At 41.0% G+C, this 18,209-nt stretch carries 18 protein-coding genes; 1 reads left to right on the plus strand and 17 read right to left on the minus strand.

The genetic code is table 11. The features are described from left to right. The coding region (locus AYJ08_RS18245; protein WP_197490753.1) for a thioredoxin domain-containing protein at positions 1-431 on the minus strand (431 nt) is incomplete at its 3' end. 625 nt (positions 432-1,056) lie between these two features. Between AYJ08_RS18245 and AYJ08_RS18250 the strand changes: the two genes are divergently transcribed. Beyond that, positions 1,057-1,785 (plus strand): stalk domain-containing protein, encoded by a 729-nt coding sequence (locus AYJ08_RS18250; RefSeq protein WP_064018910.1) that lies wholly within the window; start codon positions 1,057-1,059, stop codon positions 1,783-1,785. Positions 1,786-1,994: 209 nt separating this feature from the next. Here AYJ08_RS18250 and AYJ08_RS18255 read toward each other — a convergent pair whose 3' ends face one another. The 16 genes from AYJ08_RS18255 to AYJ08_RS18330 all read right to left on the minus strand — a co-directional run bounded on the left by AYJ08_RS18255 (position 1,995) and on the right by AYJ08_RS18330 (position 18,185). Next, positions 1,995-2,438 (minus strand): flavodoxin, encoded by a 444-nt coding sequence (locus tag AYJ08_RS18255; RefSeq protein WP_031411671.1) that lies wholly within the window; start codon positions 2,436-2,438, stop codon positions 1,995-1,997. A 167-nt stretch (positions 2,439-2,605) separates the two neighbouring features. Then, a complete protein-coding gene (locus tag AYJ08_RS18260; protein ID WP_064018911.1) occupies positions 2,606-3,097 on the minus strand; it encodes a DUF4188 domain-containing protein in 492 nt (163 codons plus the stop codon). Positions 3,098-3,437: 340 nt separating this feature from the next. Further along, positions 3,438-4,052: a TetR/AcrR family transcriptional regulator gene (locus tag AYJ08_RS18265; protein WP_064018912.1), complete on the minus strand. Its 615-nt coding sequence runs from the start codon at positions 4,050-4,052 to the stop codon at positions 3,438-3,440. 163 nt (positions 4,053-4,215) lie between these two features. Further along, the gene (locus AYJ08_RS18270) at positions 4,216-4,698 is read right to left on the minus strand and encodes a DinB family protein (RefSeq protein WP_064018913.1); all 483 of its coding nucleotides are present in this window, start codon (positions 4,696-4,698) and stop codon (positions 4,216-4,218) included. A 355-nt stretch (positions 4,699-5,053) separates the two neighbouring features. Next, positions 5,054-7,156, minus strand: coding sequence for a WG repeat-containing protein (locus tag AYJ08_RS18275; RefSeq protein ID WP_064018914.1), 2,103 nt, complete (start codon positions 7,154-7,156; stop codon positions 5,054-5,056). A gap of 160 nt (positions 7,157-7,316) precedes the next feature. After that, the gene (locus AYJ08_RS18280; protein ID WP_064018915.1) at positions 7,317-8,270 is read right to left on the minus strand and encodes an alpha/beta hydrolase; all 954 of its coding nucleotides are present in this window, start codon (positions 8,268-8,270) and stop codon (positions 7,317-7,319) included. A 350-nt stretch (positions 8,271-8,620) separates the two neighbouring features. Next, complete coding sequence (locus AYJ08_RS18285; RefSeq protein ID WP_031411680.1) at positions 8,621-9,547, minus strand: iron-hydroxamate ABC transporter substrate-binding protein; 927 nt, start codon at positions 9,545-9,547, stop codon at positions 8,621-8,623. Positions 9,548-9,569: 22 nt separating this feature from the next. Then, a complete protein-coding gene (locus AYJ08_RS18290; protein ID WP_064018916.1) occupies positions 9,570-10,586 on the minus strand; it encodes a FecCD family ABC transporter permease in 1,017 nt (338 codons plus the stop codon). Next, entirely contained in the window at positions 10,587-11,561 is a 975-nt protein-coding gene (locus tag AYJ08_RS18295; protein ID WP_064018941.1) for a FecCD family ABC transporter permease, read from the minus strand. A 248-nt stretch (positions 11,562-11,809) separates the two neighbouring features. Then, on the minus strand, positions 11,810-12,040 hold the full coding sequence (locus tag AYJ08_RS24990; RefSeq protein ID WP_064018917.1) for a polysaccharide biosynthesis protein: 231 nt from the start codon (positions 12,038-12,040) through the stop codon (positions 11,810-11,812). Positions 12,041-12,210: 170 nt separating this feature from the next. Then, positions 12,211-12,654: a YehS family protein gene (locus tag AYJ08_RS18305; protein WP_064018918.1), complete on the minus strand. Its 444-nt coding sequence runs from the start codon at positions 12,652-12,654 to the stop codon at positions 12,211-12,213. Between the two features lie 26 nt (positions 12,655-12,680). Next, positions 12,681-13,661, minus strand: coding sequence for an ABC transporter ATP-binding protein (locus tag AYJ08_RS18310; protein WP_064018919.1), 981 nt, complete (start codon positions 13,659-13,661; stop codon positions 12,681-12,683). Beyond that, positions 13,636-14,646 carry an ABC transporter ATP-binding protein gene (locus AYJ08_RS18315; RefSeq protein WP_064018942.1) on the minus strand — a complete coding sequence of 337 codons (1,011 nt, stop codon included), beginning with the start codon at positions 14,644-14,646 and terminating at the stop codon, positions 13,636-13,638. The genes AYJ08_RS18310 and AYJ08_RS18315 overlap by 26 nt, the downstream gene beginning before the upstream one ends. Positions 14,647-14,689: 43 nt before the next feature. Beyond that, complete coding sequence (locus tag AYJ08_RS18320) at positions 14,690-15,535, minus strand: ABC transporter permease (RefSeq protein ID WP_031411686.1); 846 nt, start codon at positions 15,533-15,535, stop codon at positions 14,690-14,692. A gap of 4 nt (positions 15,536-15,539) precedes the next feature. Then, positions 15,540-16,490 carry an ABC transporter permease gene (locus AYJ08_RS18325; RefSeq protein WP_064018920.1) on the minus strand — a complete coding sequence of 317 codons (951 nt, stop codon included), beginning with the start codon at positions 16,488-16,490 and terminating at the stop codon, positions 15,540-15,542. 96 nt (positions 16,491-16,586) lie between these two features. Then, on the minus strand, positions 16,587-18,185 hold the full coding sequence (locus tag AYJ08_RS18330; RefSeq protein WP_064018921.1) for an ABC transporter substrate-binding protein: 1,599 nt from the start codon (positions 18,183-18,185) through the stop codon (positions 16,587-16,589). Positions 18,186-18,209: the final 24 nt, after the last annotated feature.

An 18,209-nucleotide genomic window follows, 5' to 3' on the forward strand; every position in this document is an offset into this window, starting at 1 on the left:
TCATGGAATTTCCAGAAAAGATCATTCCCTAATTCACCATAAACCGTTTCAGCAAATAAAGCTGTTCGGTGAGAATCTACAGCAATAAATGGATCTTGGAAGAAATAAAACTGAGCTATGCCAGTCTCCACAAAAGCTTTATAAATCTGTTTTACAAGCTCTTCATTAAATGTTTTGCAGGCTGGGCACTTATAATCACCAAACTCTACAATTTTAACTTTGGCAGTCTCTTTACCAAAGTAAGGCTGCCCTTCATAGTCTGTAGCTTCCATCAATGCCAGTTGCGTTGATTTCGGCATAAGAAAGAGAAACGCCACTACTAAAACAGCTATGATTCCGATACTCCAAAAAATCCATTTTGAAGATTGATCAGAGGATTGTCCTTTTTTACCTGATCCAGCTTTCGTCTTTTTGTTGTGTTGCTTTTTCAACTTGACACCACCCATACTATTATTTATTTACTTACAAAAGTACAGTTATTTTCCATAGTAGTTGATCTTGGACTTTATCGCAATGCTGTGATCTTCTCTAAAGTGGATATTTTTTGAACGAATTGTAACATTACTTCTAGTTTTCATTTTTTTCTAATCAGCAATCCTTATCGAGTATCTTCAGTATATTTTTTATTTGTTTCGAATTGCAAGTCTCTTCTTTGCCAATTTCGCTTTATTAGACATTTATGATGTATGGATTGCATCACTGTTTAGACAATTTCCTTCAGTTTACATCAACTGAAGGATTAGTAATTATTTCCTTTATTTACTTTGGATACTTTTATCTTAACTAAAAAACTTTCCCAGTATAAAAGCTTTTAATTAAAATAATGGAAAAAAACGACACGAACCTAGCAGGAAAAAAGATGAAAAATGGGACGACAGTATGACTTTTTTCTCTTGTAAAAAAGCGTGATAAGCACTATTCTGATACTTAGCCGTATATTTTTAGGAGTTCTATTTTCGAGAGAATTCCATGCTAACTTGCCGTTTCAATATCGGGATAAAATGTTTACAAATGAGTATCAAAAGAAGATTGATCCACTATCTGGAGGGGAAAGACATGTTTAAAAAGAAAACGCTACTTTTGCTGTCTTCAGCTTTGTTAATCGGGGCTTTGCCTGCTACAACTGATGCAGCTGTCGTGAAAAAAAATATTCAAGCTACTTACAACAATGTGAAAGTAAAGTATAACGGCTATGTAGTTCCAACTGATACCGAACCATTCATCGTAAACGGTACTACATACATCCCGCTTCGCATGATGGCAGGGGTATTTAACAAGGATGTTTCTTGGGATCAAGCTACCTTTACAGTATCTGTAGGAGATCGTGTAGATCCTAAAATTGCACAGCTACAAGCAGAGCTTGCTGCCAAAGATTCTAAAATCTCTACGTTAGAAAAAGACGTTACCTACTATAGAGATCAATTAGATAAGAAGGATAAAGATAAAAAGAAAAAGAGCAAAAAAGATGATGTAGATGATCTAGAGGACAATCTAAACGATGATTACGGTAAATGGAAAAAGATTGAATGGGATATCACTCTAAAAGGTGACGAGGATGATATCGACGTAACCATTAAGGTTGACCTTGATGATTATAAGAGTAAATATGAAGACCTAAGTGATTCAGAAATCAAAAAATTCATCAAAGATATCTGCGATGACATCTGGGATGAGTTTGATGATGCTGACATTGATGGAACAATCTATGACACTGATGGTAAAGATGACTTGTGGGAATTCAAAGGTAAAGGTAAAACGAATAAAGTTACCTACGACAAGCAATAAGCTAAATAACCAAGAATTCTTATTCAATCGGTCCCGGGGGCTTTCTCCGGGGCTTTTTGCATGATGTTCAGCCTATAAACAAAAGGAAACAGAAAGCTGAACAGAACAAGAAACCAGATATGAACAGAAATTACCTGTTTCATCTTCTGGCTTCTTTAGCATTTATCCCTATATTTATAAATAAAAGGTACTCGTACCTGAACGATTAATTACCCAAGCTTCTGTGCAAAGGTAGCGCCAAACTCCTTGCATTCCTCAATTTCCTTATCTCCAGGCGAAAGCTCTATTTTCAAGCCCTCTACTACGATTTCTGCTCCTAAGGATTGCAGCTTCTTAGTCAGTGTCTCTACAGCCTCTCCAAACATTGGATAGCTCGTATCGCCAGAGCCGAATACAGCCGCTTTCTTGCCGCTAAGATCAAGTCCGTCCATTTCATCATAAAAGTCTAGGAATTCATCCGGCAGATCTCCGTCGCCCCAAGTGTATGCCCCTAACAGGATTGCATCATATTCAACCAAGTCAGCAGCTTTCGCATTCCATACCTCTTTTACTTCAATTTCTAACCCTTGTTCCCGAATGCTTCCCGCAATCAATTCTGCCATTTCCTCGGTGTTTCCTGTCATGCTCGCATATATCATTCCAATTTTGCTCACGGAGATCTCTCCCTTATATCTATATTTCTAATCCTTAAATGAAAATTATTATCACTTACATAATATTGATACTGATTCTCATTGTCAATATTTTTTTTATAAAATAACAAGCTGATTTTACACCAGCTTGTTGCCTACATATCCTAGAAGAAGCCTTGCCCCATTCTTCATTCTTCTTTCTCTTCTGAAGGGGTTGCTGTTAATCTTTTTCTCGAGCTTTGATATTTACCAGTGGCAGGGACCTGACCAATCGCTTTGGCTAGCCCGAACAACGGCATATTCGCGTAAATTGCCTCGTACTTGGAGGGTTCCATGCTATATGTTTCGTGAAAAATACCTACACTTCCATCTGAACCTATTTTGCGCTGAAAATTCTTCCAAGCCTCCAGATGATAGCCACCATGCGCATAGCTTTCTAGCTGTTCATAGGAATTCCAGTACTGTATGAGACCGATCGTTCTACCATTCCAACAATTTTCTGCTCCTATAAACCCTAATTCTGGGTGCTGGTATAGCTCTTTAAGCATTTTCACCATTGCAAGAAATACAGGGAGCCATTTATGGACGGCCCACCATTTATTGATGCGCATCCCAATATAAAACACCACGAAGGATTTGCCCGCTGATGCTGCGAATCGACCATTTTGTACTTTATTCATCGTCTTCTTCTCCTATTCTTTTTGTATTCTTATTTCGCATCTTCAGTTGTTACGCAATATATTTTTATAGCTGTAGTACAAAATAATTGAGAGGATCACTACTAGAATAATAGTAAGGATTATTTTAAAATTGCGCGTCTTTGTTCATCTTGCTTCCATGTAAGCTAAACACTCCTATCAGCATACCGACTGGCGGTTTGTATTCGATAAAAAATAAGGAGCTCCTATGCTCGTTATCGCTCAAGGCAGAAGGATCGTGTTCCATACTTGGGTCATTTGAAAAAGCCCCTTTCCCTGTAGGTCAAGCAGACGGAGATCAGTAGTTGATCCCCTGCTATTCCTAGTATTTTTCACTTTCTTCGTTTTTGTTTTGTAATAAATCATTCATAATATGGTATAAATCATCAGCCGAAAATAGATTAACGCCCATTTCTTTTGCAATTATGCTCCCATACATATTTGTCATAAAAAAATGAGCCATTTTCCGTGGATCGATATTTGGGGAAATAGCATCTGCTTCCTGCCCACATTGAAGCCACTTCATTTGCATGTCAACAGAAAATTGATGAAATCGGTTCAATAAAGCAGCAATCCCTTTATTTTCTTTTTGACTAAGGAGATAAATAAAAATTTGACTGGAGACTTCCTTTTCTCCCTGTAGCAACTCAGTAAAACCATCAATGATGGCTTTTAGTGGATCATGCAATTCTCCACGTTTGGCAATTTCCACTTGGTGCTGAAATTGCTCGTTTACCTTTTCCATTTTCGTTTGCAAAATATAAGCAAATAGCTCATCCTTACTTTGCACATAATGGTAAATGGCTCCTTTTGACAATTTGGTTCTGTTCATAATCTCTTGTAGGGTAGTTTGCCGGCATCCGCGTTCACGAATGAGCTCCTCCGTAGTTGCTACTAGCATCTGAAAAGTGGACACGGCGTGATTCTGTTGTGTCATAAGCACGTTCTCCTTTTAGCATAATTTCCTTGTCACCATTTTATAAACCGACCAGCGGTTTGTAAAGAGGAATATAAAAAAACAGACAACAGATTAGCAGTCTGTTTTTCCTTTTGCGGGTTTTCATAGGACAAGTGTCAGCAGAAAAACCAAATCTAGCTAGCTACACCGATAAGTGAGACTTGATTTCTTTGATTTGCTCTAGGTGTCTTTGCTCATGAAGTCCAACAAATTCAATCCATTGATTTATGTCTAGAAGCCCAAATGCTGGATGAGTAAATCCTTTTTTAGCAAGCTGAGAACTTTCTGCACCTTCACAAACAGCCAGCAAAGAGGTACGAGTAGATTCCAGCTTCAGGAGTAAGTCCTGTAGATGTTTAGGCTCATCTGTTGGTTCATAAGGAGCGGGAGCTTGCACTTTGTTGCTACGATCCAGTATTAAGGAAATGGACTTTGGCTCGATTTGTACATCCTCATTACTTAACGCCTTTCTCACATGGTAAGCTACCGCTTTTTCGGTCAAATACAAATGCTCCATCACCTGTCCTATCGTCCAGACACCCTCCATTGCTCTCTGATTGAGTTCTTTATCTGACAAACCAACTACCGTGTTAATTAATTCTGTCCTGACTGCATGTATATTCATAGGTGTACCTCCTTTTTCTAGAATTTTTCCCATATCAATCTGTTCTTCACATTGATTGGAATTTCCTGTATGCGCTTACACTTATAGAATGTAAACTCACAGATAATATACAATGAATGCGGAATGTCACCGTAGTGTCCTGAAATATATTGTCCCATTGGTAAACGCATCCATCCCTTTTGATGTATTCACATACCTGATTTCGTATTCCTGAAAAATAAACACTCATCTAAAACATGTGTATAAAAATACGAGCCTTAGTAGTAAAGAATCAGAAGATCATACAAATATTTTTCGCACATGAAGAAGGCCACAACTCAAAAACATGAATTGCGGCTTTTTCGTATCTAGCTTGTTAATGGAATGCCTTCCAAAACGCTCCCTGTGTATTAATAATTGGCATAATCTCTTTAAATGGAATCCGAAAAGTAGGAAAGCCTGCAACATAAGGTGCGATTTCATAGGGGGGGAAATAGATATACAAAGCGTCCTCATGCACATAAAAGGGCTGGTCCGGCGCAATTCCTTTGTAGGTATCGGGAAAAACATAGGAGTATTGTGGGTCTGTCTTTATCTTTTGGCCGATAATGTAACTTAAAATCTTTACATAGTCACTACTAGATTTGAATAAATCCTGTAGCTTATAGAATTGTCCCGTCACCAAATCAATTGGAGTATAGATCTGTGTAGGCATTCCATGTGCAGCTCCAAACGGATAGTTATAACCCTGTAGCTTTAATTGCACAAGCTGTTTATCGAAAAAGTCAACAGAGAAGTCACCGAAATAATTATAATCTAGCTGGGCATTCGGATCGATCGGCTTGACTTGAGATAAATCTTTTAAACGCTTGTTTACTTGTTCCTGTATCGTGCTGGTAGCCATTCCCTCTATTTGTGGATAGTAGACGAGATAATCCTTGTTAGGACGATACATCTCCTCTTTGACCCGGTATTGCTTGGCGAGCGGAATAACTGTATTTTGTGCGTAAATCAATGTGCCATTTGGCTGATAATAGCTTACTCGCTGGTTCACATCAGCCCTAATTACGTTTCCTAGCTTACTAAGCGTTCCGTTTCCTTTAAGAATGGGGAGATTCCTCATAATCTTTCCAAAACGATCGATAAAGAAGGTAGACTGTTCATTAGTCGCTGAGGCTATCCCATCCTGGTATTTCTCTACTTTATTGAACACGAATTCTGTAAAAAAGCGCCCATCCTTATCAGCAATTGCATATGTAGAACCCATATATGGTGCTTTGCTGTCCCTAAGAACGCCTACTGCTACCCGGTCTTCCCCTAGCATCTCAATATCACTGTACCCCGGTTTAATTTTAAATGCTCCTGTTTTATCAATCAGCCCCAATTTAAACACGAAATCATCCACCGATGTATTAACTACAGCACGACCTCCTTTGAATGCCTGTGCTGAAGTAAATTGCGGCTCGATAATTATTTTTCCTTGTTCATCCATATAGCCAAACGGCTCTTTGTCCTTAAGCTGAACAGCCATTAATCCATCGCTCAACGGCCCTACAGCATGGTAGGGATACGTATGTAATACCTCCCCATTACGACCTAAAAGCGCATATTGATTCTCTTTGATTTTGGCAACTGCCTTCCCGTCAATGAAATCATTGGCTTCTTCATACTTGTTAGGTATCACAACCTTCCCTTCCAAATTAAGATAGCCATATCGATACCCCTGCTCATTTGTATCAGCAAATACTGCCCTTCCATCATGGTACGTTCCAATATAAGAGTGGGGTTTATCGCTTAGCACTGTTCCCTTGTCATCGATCACCCAAAAGCCCTTGTCATCGATTACAGTTGCTCGACCTTCCGTAAACAAGCTAATTGAATTGTAAATAGGCTTTACAACGTACTGAGCTTGTTCATTGATTAATCCGGTACCATTTGCAACCGTTACAACAGCAAGCCCGTTCTTTTCAAAGGGAAGAGCGTATTCAAATTGGGGGATGATTAAAAACTGTCCGCGCTCATTAATGTAGCCCCATTTCACTCCTTCCCTCGTACTCATTGATGCCGGATAGAGAGCAACTAATTTTTGTTGTAATTGCATGCGAATCGTTTGAATTAACTCATGCCATTTTGGTGCATAGATAGCTGATGAATTGATTCGGATACCTGCTCCTATAGATTCAACAGCCATAGCAGGTAAATTTTCCTGCAATTGAGCTTCAGCCAGATAGTACCAATAGAGCGGATGAGCCGTATCTTCAAGAACCGCCTGCCAACCAGCACAGTCTCGCTTGAGCATCACCAGTGAAATTCCCCCAGACCATCTATAAGCAACAGCAACGCTCAGATTGCCTTTTTTGCCCGTGTCAATTATACGAACATAAGATGTATGTTGAGGCTTTATCACCGGCAAAACTTCCGCATCATCCGGCAAATATTGTCGTGCCACCTCTAAGACATCCGATTCCTCCCACATCATGAGTCACCCTCCTCTAGTTGTGTTTTTCATATTCTATGTAATAGAAAAGGCAATGTGCCCAAACAAAAAAGCATCTGTCACAGCAATAACGCTATAAACAGATGCTCTACATCAATTTTTATTTTTTGCCAACGGAATGCCACGTCACATAAACACTTGCCTAAAGTGCCTGTTCAATAAAATGCTTTACACGCTTTTGATACTCTTCTTTTGCTACGGTAAATGATTTCGTGTGTCCTGCTCCAGGCACTATCCAGATCTGTTTTTCTCCTTGTGCAGCGTCAAAGATTCGATAAGCCATCTCTGTTGGCACCAGCTTATCCTGATCGCCGTGGATGATAAATAACGGTCGAGTATTCTTCTTCACTTGTTCAATAGGAGAGACTTCTGCAAACGAATAACCTGCCCGTAGCTTAGTCGTCCAACTCGTTGTTTGCATAAGCGGGAAAGTCGGCAACTGATATAAATGCTTCAACTGATAAGCCAATTCCTCGGTCATAGATGTGAATCCACTATCCTCAATAATTCCTTTTACCTCAGGCGGCAGTTCCTCACCGCTAGTCATTAAGACTGTGGCTCCACCCATTGAGACTCCATGTAAGAAGATATGCTTTACTTTTGCCTGCTTCGTCAGCATTTTAATCCAACCAAGATAGTCCTTACGATCATGCCAGCCGTACCCGACATAGTCGCCTTCACTATTACCATGGCCACGAGCATCCGGCATTAGCACTTGAAAGCCTAAGTCATGATAGAACTTTGCGTAGCTTTTCATGTCTTCCCCTTTACGGCGATAGCCATGAGCTAAAATAACTGCCTTGTCGCTAGGTTGATCACTTGGTATGTAAGTAGCTTTTAGCTTTAATCCGTCAAAGGACGTTTGCTCTAAACCGCCCTTTTCCTGATTTTTGTACCATTCCTCTACACGAATTTTATCCTGTTCCACTGCTGCATTTACAGGGGTAGCAGCAGCCTCCTGCTCACCAGAATACAGCGTGACCTGACCATCGCGACTGATGCTGATCTGATAAAAATAGCTACTGGCGGCAATGATCGCAATAAATAAGAAAGCTACGATTGAGCCACAAGTAATAATGATTCGTCGTTTGTTCATGCGTGTTTCTCCTCTTAACGTATGCTTATTCTGTTCTCACAGGATATTTGGTGTTACATTTCCTTGAAATAGAAATCAATACCAACTAATTCTATAAAAAATAACAAATCCCTCTGAATGTTATTGCGGACTGTCATATTTTTGTCAAAGGTGTTACCTGTGACCACCCCTTCTTCTAGAGAAATGAGGCACATTTCATTATATTTTTTGATTTCCCTATTCATGTCATCTATTATTTGCTGTATAGAACCCTTCTATTACCATTTACTCCCACATGAATTTTTCCATTCCTCTTTTTCAATAAGCAAAAAGCCATGCGCAAAGAACTCGCATGACTTTTTGGTTGTTGTCTATTTACTAAAGATTTTTTCAGCATGATCCAATGCCATTTTTGCCCCAAGTGCTGAGTAATCCAGCCACGGTTGTTCTGGAATCATGTAGACGTGATTTGCTTTCACAGCCTTTAAATCTTTCCAGATCGGATTGCTCTGTAATTGCTCAAACACCTTATCGGCCCCACCTCTATTGTTCACAATAACAAAGATGGCATCTGCATCAAAATCAGGGAGTACCTCTTGTGAAATCACTTCAAAAGCTTTCTTTTTATTTAGCTTCTCTACACCCTTCGCAGGTTTCAAGCCTAAATCGTCGTATAAAAGGGGTCCCATTGGTCTTCTTGTGCTAAATACGCGCAGCTCTTTCCCCGTTACACGTATTCCCATCACGGTTCCATCACCGATTTTGCTCTGTACAAGCTTTTTCACACGCTCTGCCTGTGCTTCGTAATCCTTAATAAAGGCTTCCGCTTGCTGCTCTTTGTTTACAAGCTTCCCTACTTTTTTCAAAGTATCTCGCCATGTACCATCATCTAGGTTAAATGAATGTGTTTCAGCAATTTTTTCATACTTAGATAAATCTTTTCCGGCATATTGTTGATCTACATAAATTACATCTGGTTTTAGTGCCAATAGAGCTTCCATATCAGGGTCCGCTACTACCCCTAATGGTTTCGTATCCTTCAGACGATCAGCTACGTGAGGCAGGAAGGATTTTAAATCGCCGCCAATGACAGAACCAACTGGCGTAATGCCTAATGCAAGCAGGTTATTTGTCAAATGGATGGACATGGAGGCAATACGGGGCTCTTTCTTATCTGCCGATTGCTCGACTGTTTGCCCTTTTGTCGACTCTGTATTTGACTGTGGCGTGCTTTGTCCACAAGCAGACAATACAAAAATAGTGAGGATGCACATCAGAATCAGTAATTTCTCTTTCATTTTTTCTCCTTTTGAAAATGATTTATTTTGTTTTACCTAATACATATAAAAAATAGGGGGCACCTACAGCGGCCACTACTACACCTGCTGGAATCGCATTTGGTTGAAAAATAGCACGACCAACCGTATCTGCAATCACTAGGATGACCAAGCCAATAAGACCCGCTATTGGCAGCAAATGCTGATACAACGGTCCAACAAGTCGACGCGCTAAATGAGGAGCGACTAACCCAATAAAACCTATTCCTCCCACCATCGAAACGCTGGCGCATGATAAGGCTACCGCGGTTGTCAGTAATAAGAAGCGTTTACGGTTCACGGCAGTTCCAATCCCCATGGCCACTTCATCCCCAAGTGAGAAAGCATTCAGTGCTTTTGATTGAGTGAATGCATATGGTGTAAAGATCAGAATCCATGGCAGAAGGGCCGCTACATTGATCCAATCTCGCCCCCATACGTTACCAACCAGCCATCTAGAAGTGAAAGCATATATTGTTTCATCTAAGGCAAGTGACAGAAACAGCGTAATTGCACTGAAGCCGGCTGTAATGGCAATGCCAACCAGTATGAGGCGAATAGGCAGCAATCCTTTATGTCGATCATAAGCAAGGAGCATGATCAGTACCGCAGTCACTACACCGCCTAAAAAGGTAAACAGTGGAATCAATAAAGCTTGGGACCCTTTTAGGGATTCAAAAAAACTAACAAAGATCATCAAGCCAAAAGCAGCGCCTGCATGCAGACCCAAAATCCCCGGATCTGCCAATGAATTACGGGATACCCCTTGCAGTATAGCTCCCGAAACCCCTAAGCCCACTCCAGCAAGCATCGTGACAACAATACGCGGCAGTCGGTATTCAAATAAAACCATCATATCCTCTTGACTGCCATTGCCTATAAAGGCTTGTAAAACAGTTAACGGAGCAAGTCGGATAGAGCCTGTATTAAGACTGATAAGAATGGCAACGAAGCTAATAAGCAGTAGAATGACCCCGACTATCCCTGCTCTCCTGTCTCTTTTGAAAATTAGTTGTTCCATTTATAAGCTCCTCCCTTCTTTGCAGGCAAGGTAAAGAAAGAAAGGAACACCGACAAGTGCCACCATTACGCCTATCGCTAACTCTCTAGGCGGATTTATTGTCCTTGCTCCCAAGTCAGCTAGCACCAGCAGAATTGCCCCTAATAAAGCTGACATTGGAATAATAAATCGATAAGTAACTCCTACTAGCTTTCGGGAAATATGCGGAATGACTAATCCGACAAATCCAATGGAACCAACAGCAGACACAGACACACCAGCAAGCAATACAGCAAGCGTAATTCCAAGTAACCGAATCCGCTTTGTATGAGCACCTAAATTATCTGCCACCTCGTCGCCCAATGAAAGTAACGAAACAGAACGCCCCAATAAAAAAGCAAACAAAATGGCAATCAGGATAACCGGCACCAGTATCCTAAGATGAGACCATCTCACTCCAGAGACACCGCCGGCATACCAAAAGGCCAAATCTTGACTCAAATCATAATAAATAGCGATTCCTGAACTGAGTGAATGTAAAAAAGCTGCAACAACCGCTCCTGCGATCGTTAGACGCAATGGTGTTAACCCTCCAGTTGCCCTCGATCCCAATAAAAAGATGAGTAAGGTACTAAGCACGGCTCCTAGAAATGACAGAACCATCAAGCTTGAGTAGGTCAAATTTGGAAAGAATGCAAAGCTGAGCGCTACAACAAACGTAGCACCTGCATTAATCCCCAAAATCCCTGCATCAGCTAGCGGGTTACGTGTAACTCCCTGCATCAACGCCCCAGCAACTGCGAACGCTGCTCCGACCACAGCAGCCCCAATCACACGCGGTAACCGCATTTCATGAATAATTTGATGTGTTGTCAGCTCCGAATGATAGGAAGTAATAGCTGTCCATACCGTTTCTAGTGTCAAATCCTTTGCTCCAAATGAGATGGCTATGAACATCGAAACAAGTAAACCGACAAGCACCAAGAGAAAAAGCATCGAGATGAGTGATAGACCCCATCTTGCTGTAGTTTTTTTTATCACAAGCGTATTCAACAGCATTCCTTCTCCTCAAACCAATTCTTGTTTGAATTTTATGTATAACGAGCTTATTCTTTGAAAATGATAATTATTTTCAGTTGTGATTATAGCTTGGTTATTTATGAAAAATCAAGAAAAATGATATCCACAATTGTTTTTATATTTTTGTGAAAGTTGTTCCTTCATTATTATCTATCAGATCGAAATCAATCTCTAACGTCAATAAAAAAAACAGCACCTGTTGGCGCTGAGTTTATAAAAGGAGCCATACTGCTTACGCTCGAAATATCACCAATAATGTGATTCATCTCTACTTGAAGAGCTTCATTGCCAGAATAGATACGTACCTCCTTAGGATGTTTCGTTAATAACTGGGTCACTAGCTCCCAGCCCCAAGAACCGGTACCTCCTGTTAATAAAAATGTCTCGTTTTTCATTCGAATTCCCTCCAGCGCGTTCTTGAAAAATGACTAGATATATCGTAGTGCTGAAGTGTTACGCCAGTATGACAAAAAAGAAAATGATACGATCGTAGTGCTTAAACGACAAAAAAGTCACCCTGACAGGTGACTTTCCATTGATAAATGACGTTATGATACTCCTATGCTTACGAACGAACCAATTCGATTTGGACGACCTTTAGCTCTGAGTTTTGATCTTGCTTTTGCTCTACGACTGTCCAATTCTTAGAGAGCACAGACTGTAGCCAGATGACTTCCGCTTCTTTCAGCTTGATTTCCGATAGATAGTCTCCCTTGTTTTGATAATCACGGTCAGCTACTTGGTTTAGTCTTACAGAGATCAGATATTTAATCCCATTGATTGTATTAAATTTAATCTGATATCCTTCTCTGACTGCTTGTTCAAGCTCATTCCAGTTTTGTCTGGAAAAATCGAGCAGATGAGAAAAGTCGAAGTCATCGCTACATTGCTGAAAATCGCTGATATCTTCCTTTTTTACAGCATCCAATAATTCTTCATCTGTCACACCCTCTGCTCGAAGGACTTCAATCATCAGTGCTTCATTTTGCGAAAGCTTTACTAGAGACATTGTGGAATACCCTCTCGATTTTTGACTTATTCACTGAATAAATGACAGGCAACCTGGTGACCCGCGCTAATCGATACTAGCTTTGGCTGCTCTTGTGCACAGCGTGACGATGCATAAGGACATCTCGATTGGAACTTACAGCCGCGAATGGTTGACAACGGGCTTGGAATGTCCCCCGTCATCATGATACGCTTTTGATCGCGCAGCTTCGGATCAGCTACCGGTATAGAGGAAAGCAGTGCTTGTGTATAAGGATGTGCCGGATGCTCATATAGCTCGTCACTTTCAGCTACTTCTACCAACTGACCTAAGTACATCACTCCAATGCGATCTGAAATATGACGTACCATTGATAGATCATGGGCGATGAACAGATAGGTCAACCCCAGTTCATTTTGCAAATCCTCTAGCATATTGACCACTTGTGCTTGAACAGATACATCCAGTGCTGAGATTGGTTCATCGCACATGATAAACTCCGGCTTCACAGCAAGAGATCGAGCAATGCTGACTCTTTGTCTTTGTCCACCGCTAAATTCATGCGGGTAACGCTCTAGATGTTCTTTCTTTAAACCTACACGCTCCAAGAGAGCCGAAATAACTTCCTTGCGTTCATTTGCCCCGAGCGATTCGTGGATATTCATAGGTTCACTGATCAGCTCAAAGACAGTCATACCCGGATTTAAGGAAGAATACGGGTCTTGAAAAATCGTTTGCATTCGTTTGCGGAATGGCTTAAGCTGTTGTTCGTTCATTTTTGCTACATCATGTCCATCAAACCGTATTTTCCCGTCAGTCACATCGAACAGTCGAACGATACTGCGTCCTGTTGTAGATTTCCCACAGCCAGACTCACCAACCAGTCCAAACGTTTCTCCCTTATAAATTTGAAAGCTGACATCGTCCACAGCCTTCACAGATGTCTTTACCCCACCAAAAAAGCCTTTATTGATTGGATAATATTTTTTGAGATGCTCTACATCAACTAAAATGTCTTTGGTTTTCATACCTGCTCCCCCCGATCTCTTCTCCCAGCCAGCATTTCATCCGTTGATCGGAACCCAATTCATAAGAAGGCGGAATCTGATTCAGACATTTATCCATCTTATGCGGGCAACGCTCGGCAAATGGACAGCCATTCGTAGGGTTTAATAAGCTAGGCGGAGTTCCCTCGATGGGAATTAGTCTTTCTTTATTTCCCTTATGATGTTTAGGCAGGGAACGCAAAAGCCCCTGTGTATAAGGATGCTGCGGGCGATAAAAGATATCCTCAACCTTTCCCTCCTCCATCACCATACCGCTGTACATGACAATTACTCTTGTACATACTTGGGCAACTACACCCAAATCATGCGTGATCAGCATAACTGCTGTATCTGATTGGTTAGCGAGCTCTTTTATTAAATCAAGAATCTGCGCCTGAATCGTAACATCTAATGCGGTAGTAGGCTCATCTGCGATCAATAGCTCCGGTTCACATGAAAGCGCCATGGCAATCATCACTCTCTGCCTCATTCCGCCGCTGAATTCATGTGGGTATTGGTTGAAGCGTTCTTCAGCAGAGGAAATGCCTACCTGTTTTAATAATTCGATTGCCTTTTGTTTCGCTACAGACTTACTCACCTTTTGATGTCTGATGATTACTTCCGTTAGCTGTCGCCCGATTTTATATACAGGATTCAGCGAAGTCATGGGGTCTTGAAAGATCATAGCGATCCGATTCCCGCGAATGGCTTTATGCTCCTTTTCTGTCGCTAAAAGCAGATCCCCTCCACCGAAATGGATTTCTCCACCAACAATTTTTCCCGGGTGTGCAATCAGAGAGAGAATGGATTTGGCGGTTACGCTTTTTCCACTTCCCGACTCGCCTACAATCCCAATTATTTCACCTTTGTGTACGGAAAAACTGACTCCTCTAACAGCCTGCACCTCTCCAGCGCGTGTGAAGAAGGACGTTCTTAAATTCTTCACATCCAATAAAACTTCCGTCATATGACTCACTCCAAGCTGATCATCTTCATTCGTTATTCTATGTCTATTCGTCATTGGCTTTTGGTTCAAAGGCTACTCGCAAAACATCCCCTAGGACATTAAAGCTCATTACCGTAAGCAGAATAAACAAGCCGGGAAATAGAGCTAGATGGGGTGCTTCCCCTATAAATCCTTGTGCGTTGTTTAGCATGCTCCCCCAGGATGAATTAGGCTGTTGAATACCTAATCCCAGAAAGCTCAGCGCCGACTCCATCAAGATGGCAGAAGCAATATTGATGGTCGCCGTCACAATGATAGTAGAAGAGATACTTGGAATGATGTGATAGCAGATAATTTTACATGAGCTTTGTCCTGATACCTTGGCGTACAATACATACTCTCGTTCCTTGACAGATAGTGTCTCTGCTCGGACAAGTCTAGCTACATTCATCCAGGTCAAAAGTCCAATAATAATAATCACGGTTTGAATACTAGGCTTTAAATACACACTTAGAATCAGCATTAATAAAAAGGATGGAATTGACATTAAAATCTCTACGGTGCGCATGATGACGCTATCGACCATGCCTCCAAAATAGCCGCTAATCGCTCCAATTGTTGTACCAAGTCCGGTCGCGATAATCATAGCAGCAAATCCCACCAGTAAAGAGACTCGCCCACCATGTAGAGCCCGAGAAAAATAATCTCTACCGTAATCATCAGTGCCAAAAAAATGCGTTTGGCTCATCGCCTGAAGTCTATCCTGGATAACGATCTGATTAGGATCATACGGAGCTAGAAAAGCAAATAGGGAGCCAAGGGCAAAAACAAGCAAAATCATAACCGAGATCAAGCCTAGCTTATTGGATAACAATTCCATTTTTACGTTATTCCATCTTCTTCTATTCATCTTGCTACCTCCATGCCCTGATTCGAGGATCAACTACGCTGTATAGGATATCTGCCAGTAAATTGCCGATGATGAGCAAGACGGACGTAAACATGGTAATCGCCATAATGATCGGGTAATCAAATCCAAAGGCAGCTTTAATACTAAGTGAGCCAATTCCCGGCCAAGAAAATACCGTTTCAGTAATAATCGCTCCAGCAATCAAATCAGGTAATGACATCCCCAAAAGGGTAATAATCGGTAAAAGTACATTTTTTAGCACATGGCGAAAAAGAATCTGCCATCGGGTAGAGCCGTACGCGTATTGGATTTGAACATAATCCTCTTTTAGTTGTCCAATTGTATTGGAACGAATATATCTCATATAAACAGACAATTGCCCAAAGCTAAGAACCAAACAGGGAAGAATCCCGTGCTTGATAACATCCCAGGTGGAGTTCACTCCGATCGTTCTTATTCCCATGCTAGGAAGAAGATGCAGTTTAATCGCAAAAAAGTAGATCAGAAGCATAGCAAACCAAAAAGCTGGAATGGAAATTCCTACATATGAAAACATATTTAGAATACTGTCAATCCATTTATTTCGATTTGCCCCCGCCAGCAATCCTAATGGAATAGCCAACAGAACAGAGAGAAGGATAGAAGCTCCCATTAAACCTGCCGTTGCCGGTAACCGTTCGATTACCTGTGTCAGCACAGGCCGATGATTGATAAGCGAATAGCCAAAATCACCCATAAACACATTTTTCAGCCACATAAAATACTGAACATACCCAGGTCGATCTAATCCCATGTTATGCCGAATCCGTTCGATATCCTCAAGACTCATTTTGGGAGTAATGAAGGCTTGCAGGGGATCACCAGGAGCCAGCTTTATCAAAGCAAAGCAAACAATAGAAATAAAAAATAACATCGGAATGGATTGAAGAATCCGTTTTGCTATAAATGAAAACACATGAATGTCCTCCTACAACAGCTTCTGGGAATGAAAATAAGCTGATTCGAATCAGCTTATTTTCTCCCTTGTTTCCTATAAATGTTCTAACTGTTATTATTGCTCGTAAATTTTCGACAAATCCTCAAACATGGTAACCGGCTTCGTAACCGCCTCTTGCAAACCACCAAATTTTTTGTCCACCGCTATAATGGATTTAGGGTATGCAATCGGATAGATCGGCACATCATCTGCTACTGTTTGCTGGATTTTTTTATACAGCTCAGCACGTTTTGCTGTATCAACCTCTACAGCAGCTTTGGACCATAGCTGATCAAACTCTTTGTTATTGTAGTGCGAATAGTTAAAAGGCTCTGTACTAACAAATAGAGATTTATAAGCATCCGGTTCATAGCCCATAATATAGCCGCCAAAGGACAAGTCATAATCTTTGTTTTTCATATCCTGAGATTTGTTTGAGAACGCTGCTGGATCTAATGGCTGTAGTTCAATTTCAATTCCGATCTCTTTCAATTTCTGCTGAAGATAGAGCGCTTGGCTGGTTTGCGGTTTATTGTTATTCACATAGGCCAATCTAAGCTTCAAATGATTGACTCCTGCTTTTTTAAGCAATTCCTTCGCTTTCTCGACGTTATAATCATACGTAGGCAACTCCTTTGTATAGTAAAGCGCATCAGGAGTAAGCAGGGAATAAGCAGGTTCAGCATAATCAAGAGACGAGTACGCTGCATGAACTAATTCATTTTTATCAATAGCATAGGCAATCGCTTGGCGAACCTCTTTTTTCTGTAGTACATCGATATTGAGGTTAAAAGCCATGTACACCAATCGACCTTCATTATATTTAATTAAGTTAAACATCTGCATGTCATTCATCTTGTTATAGTCCTGTGGGTCGATGAACCTCATCTGAATTTCGCCATTTTGCATTGCTAAATTCGCAGCGTTACTATCCTTGGTAATTCGATACGTGATCGTGTCTAAATAGGATTTTCCTGCAAAATAGGTATCAAAACGCCCTAAGGTTACATACTCTCCTGGTTTATATTCCTTGAATTTGAACGGACCAGAACCGACTGGACTGAAGTTTTTTTCACTCTTTTCAATATCCTCTACATTTTCAAAAATATGCTTAGGAATAGGGGAAACCTGAACCAAAGCTCCTTCAAAGGCTGCACTGACCTGAGGAAGTACAAAGTCTACTGTTGTATCGTCAATTTTTTTCACCTGAATCGGCTTTCCATCTAAGACAAACAAGCTTCGTTGTGGGCTGTGTTGCTTTTCATCCAAAATACTAGCAAGCGTAAAGACTACATCATCAGCAGTCAGCTTTTTCCCATCATGCCAAGTCAGGTTATCTCGCAGTTTTAGCGTATAGGTTAAAAAATCCTTGGATTGCGTCAGGCTCTCAGCCAATACAAATGTTTTCTTCCCATCATTGATTGTAAATAAGGGTGCAAACAAGGATTGATTAATCGTTAAGGTCACGCGATCCCCAGCATAGTTCGGGTTAAGTGCGCTAGGATCATCGCCAACTGCAATTACCAAGCTTCCCCCACTTTTGGGTGTGCCGCTCGCGGTTACAGGTTGACTTTGGTCTCCTCCCTGCTGAGGTGCTGTACCTTCACTAGCACAGCCGCTAAGAAATAAAAGGATACTCATCATAATAGAAATAATTCCAACGCGCTTCTTCATGTCGACTCCTCCGATTTTGATCTT

The organism is Brevibacillus sp. SKDU10, assembly GCF_001645205.1.
In the GTDB taxonomy this organism is placed as follows: Bacteria; Bacillota; Bacilli; order Brevibacillales; family Brevibacillaceae; genus Brevibacillus_B; species Brevibacillus_B halotolerans.

Excerpts from the sequence above, each read along its gene's own strand:
- AYJ08_RS18250 (WP_064018910.1), top strand. The coding sequence starts at position 1,057 with ATGTTTAAAAAGAAAACGCTACTTTTGCTGTCTTCAGCTTTGTTAATC.
- AYJ08_RS18260 (WP_064018911.1), bottom strand. The coding sequence starts at position 3,097 with ATGAATAAAGTACAAAATGGTCGATTCGCAGCATCAGCGGGCAAATCC.
- AYJ08_RS18265 (WP_064018912.1), bottom strand. The coding sequence starts at position 4,052 with ATGACACAACAGAATCACGCCGTGTCCACTTTTCAGATGCTAGTAGCA.
- AYJ08_RS18270 (WP_064018913.1), bottom strand. The coding sequence starts at position 4,698 with ATGAATATACATGCAGTCAGGACAGAATTAATTAACACGGTAGTTGGT.
- AYJ08_RS18275 (WP_064018914.1), bottom strand. The coding sequence starts at position 7,156 with ATGATGTGGGAGGAATCGGATGTCTTAGAGGTGGCACGACAATATTTG.
- AYJ08_RS18280 (WP_064018915.1), bottom strand. The coding sequence starts at position 8,270 with ATGAACAAACGACGAATCATTATTACTTGTGGCTCAATCGTAGCTTTC.
- AYJ08_RS18285 (WP_031411680.1), bottom strand. The coding sequence starts at position 9,547 with ATGAAAGAGAAATTACTGATTCTGATGTGCATCCTCACTATTTTTGTA.
- AYJ08_RS18290 (WP_064018916.1), bottom strand. The coding sequence starts at position 10,586 with ATGGAACAACTAATTTTCAAAAGAGACAGGAGAGCAGGGATAGTCGGG.
- AYJ08_RS18295 (WP_064018941.1), bottom strand. The coding sequence starts at position 11,561 with ATGCTTTTTCTCTTGGTGCTTGTCGGTTTACTTGTTTCGATGTTCATA.
- AYJ08_RS24990 (WP_064018917.1), bottom strand. The coding sequence starts at position 12,040 with ATGAAAAACGAGACATTTTTATTAACAGGAGGTACCGGTTCTTGGGGC.
- AYJ08_RS18305 (WP_064018918.1), bottom strand. The coding sequence starts at position 12,654 with ATGTCTCTAGTAAAGCTTTCGCAAAATGAAGCACTGATGATTGAAGTC.
- AYJ08_RS18310 (WP_064018919.1), bottom strand. The coding sequence starts at position 13,661 with ATGAAAACCAAAGACATTTTAGTTGATGTAGAGCATCTCAAAAAATAT.
- AYJ08_RS18315 (WP_064018942.1), bottom strand. The coding sequence starts at position 14,646 with ATGACGGAAGTTTTATTGGATGTGAAGAATTTAAGAACGTCCTTCTTC.
- AYJ08_RS18320 (WP_031411686.1), bottom strand. The coding sequence starts at position 15,535 with ATGAATAGAAGAAGATGGAATAACGTAAAAATGGAATTGTTATCCAAT.
- AYJ08_RS18330 (WP_064018921.1), bottom strand. The coding sequence starts at position 18,185 with ATGAAGAAGCGCGTTGGAATTATTTCTATTATGATGAGTATCCTTTTA.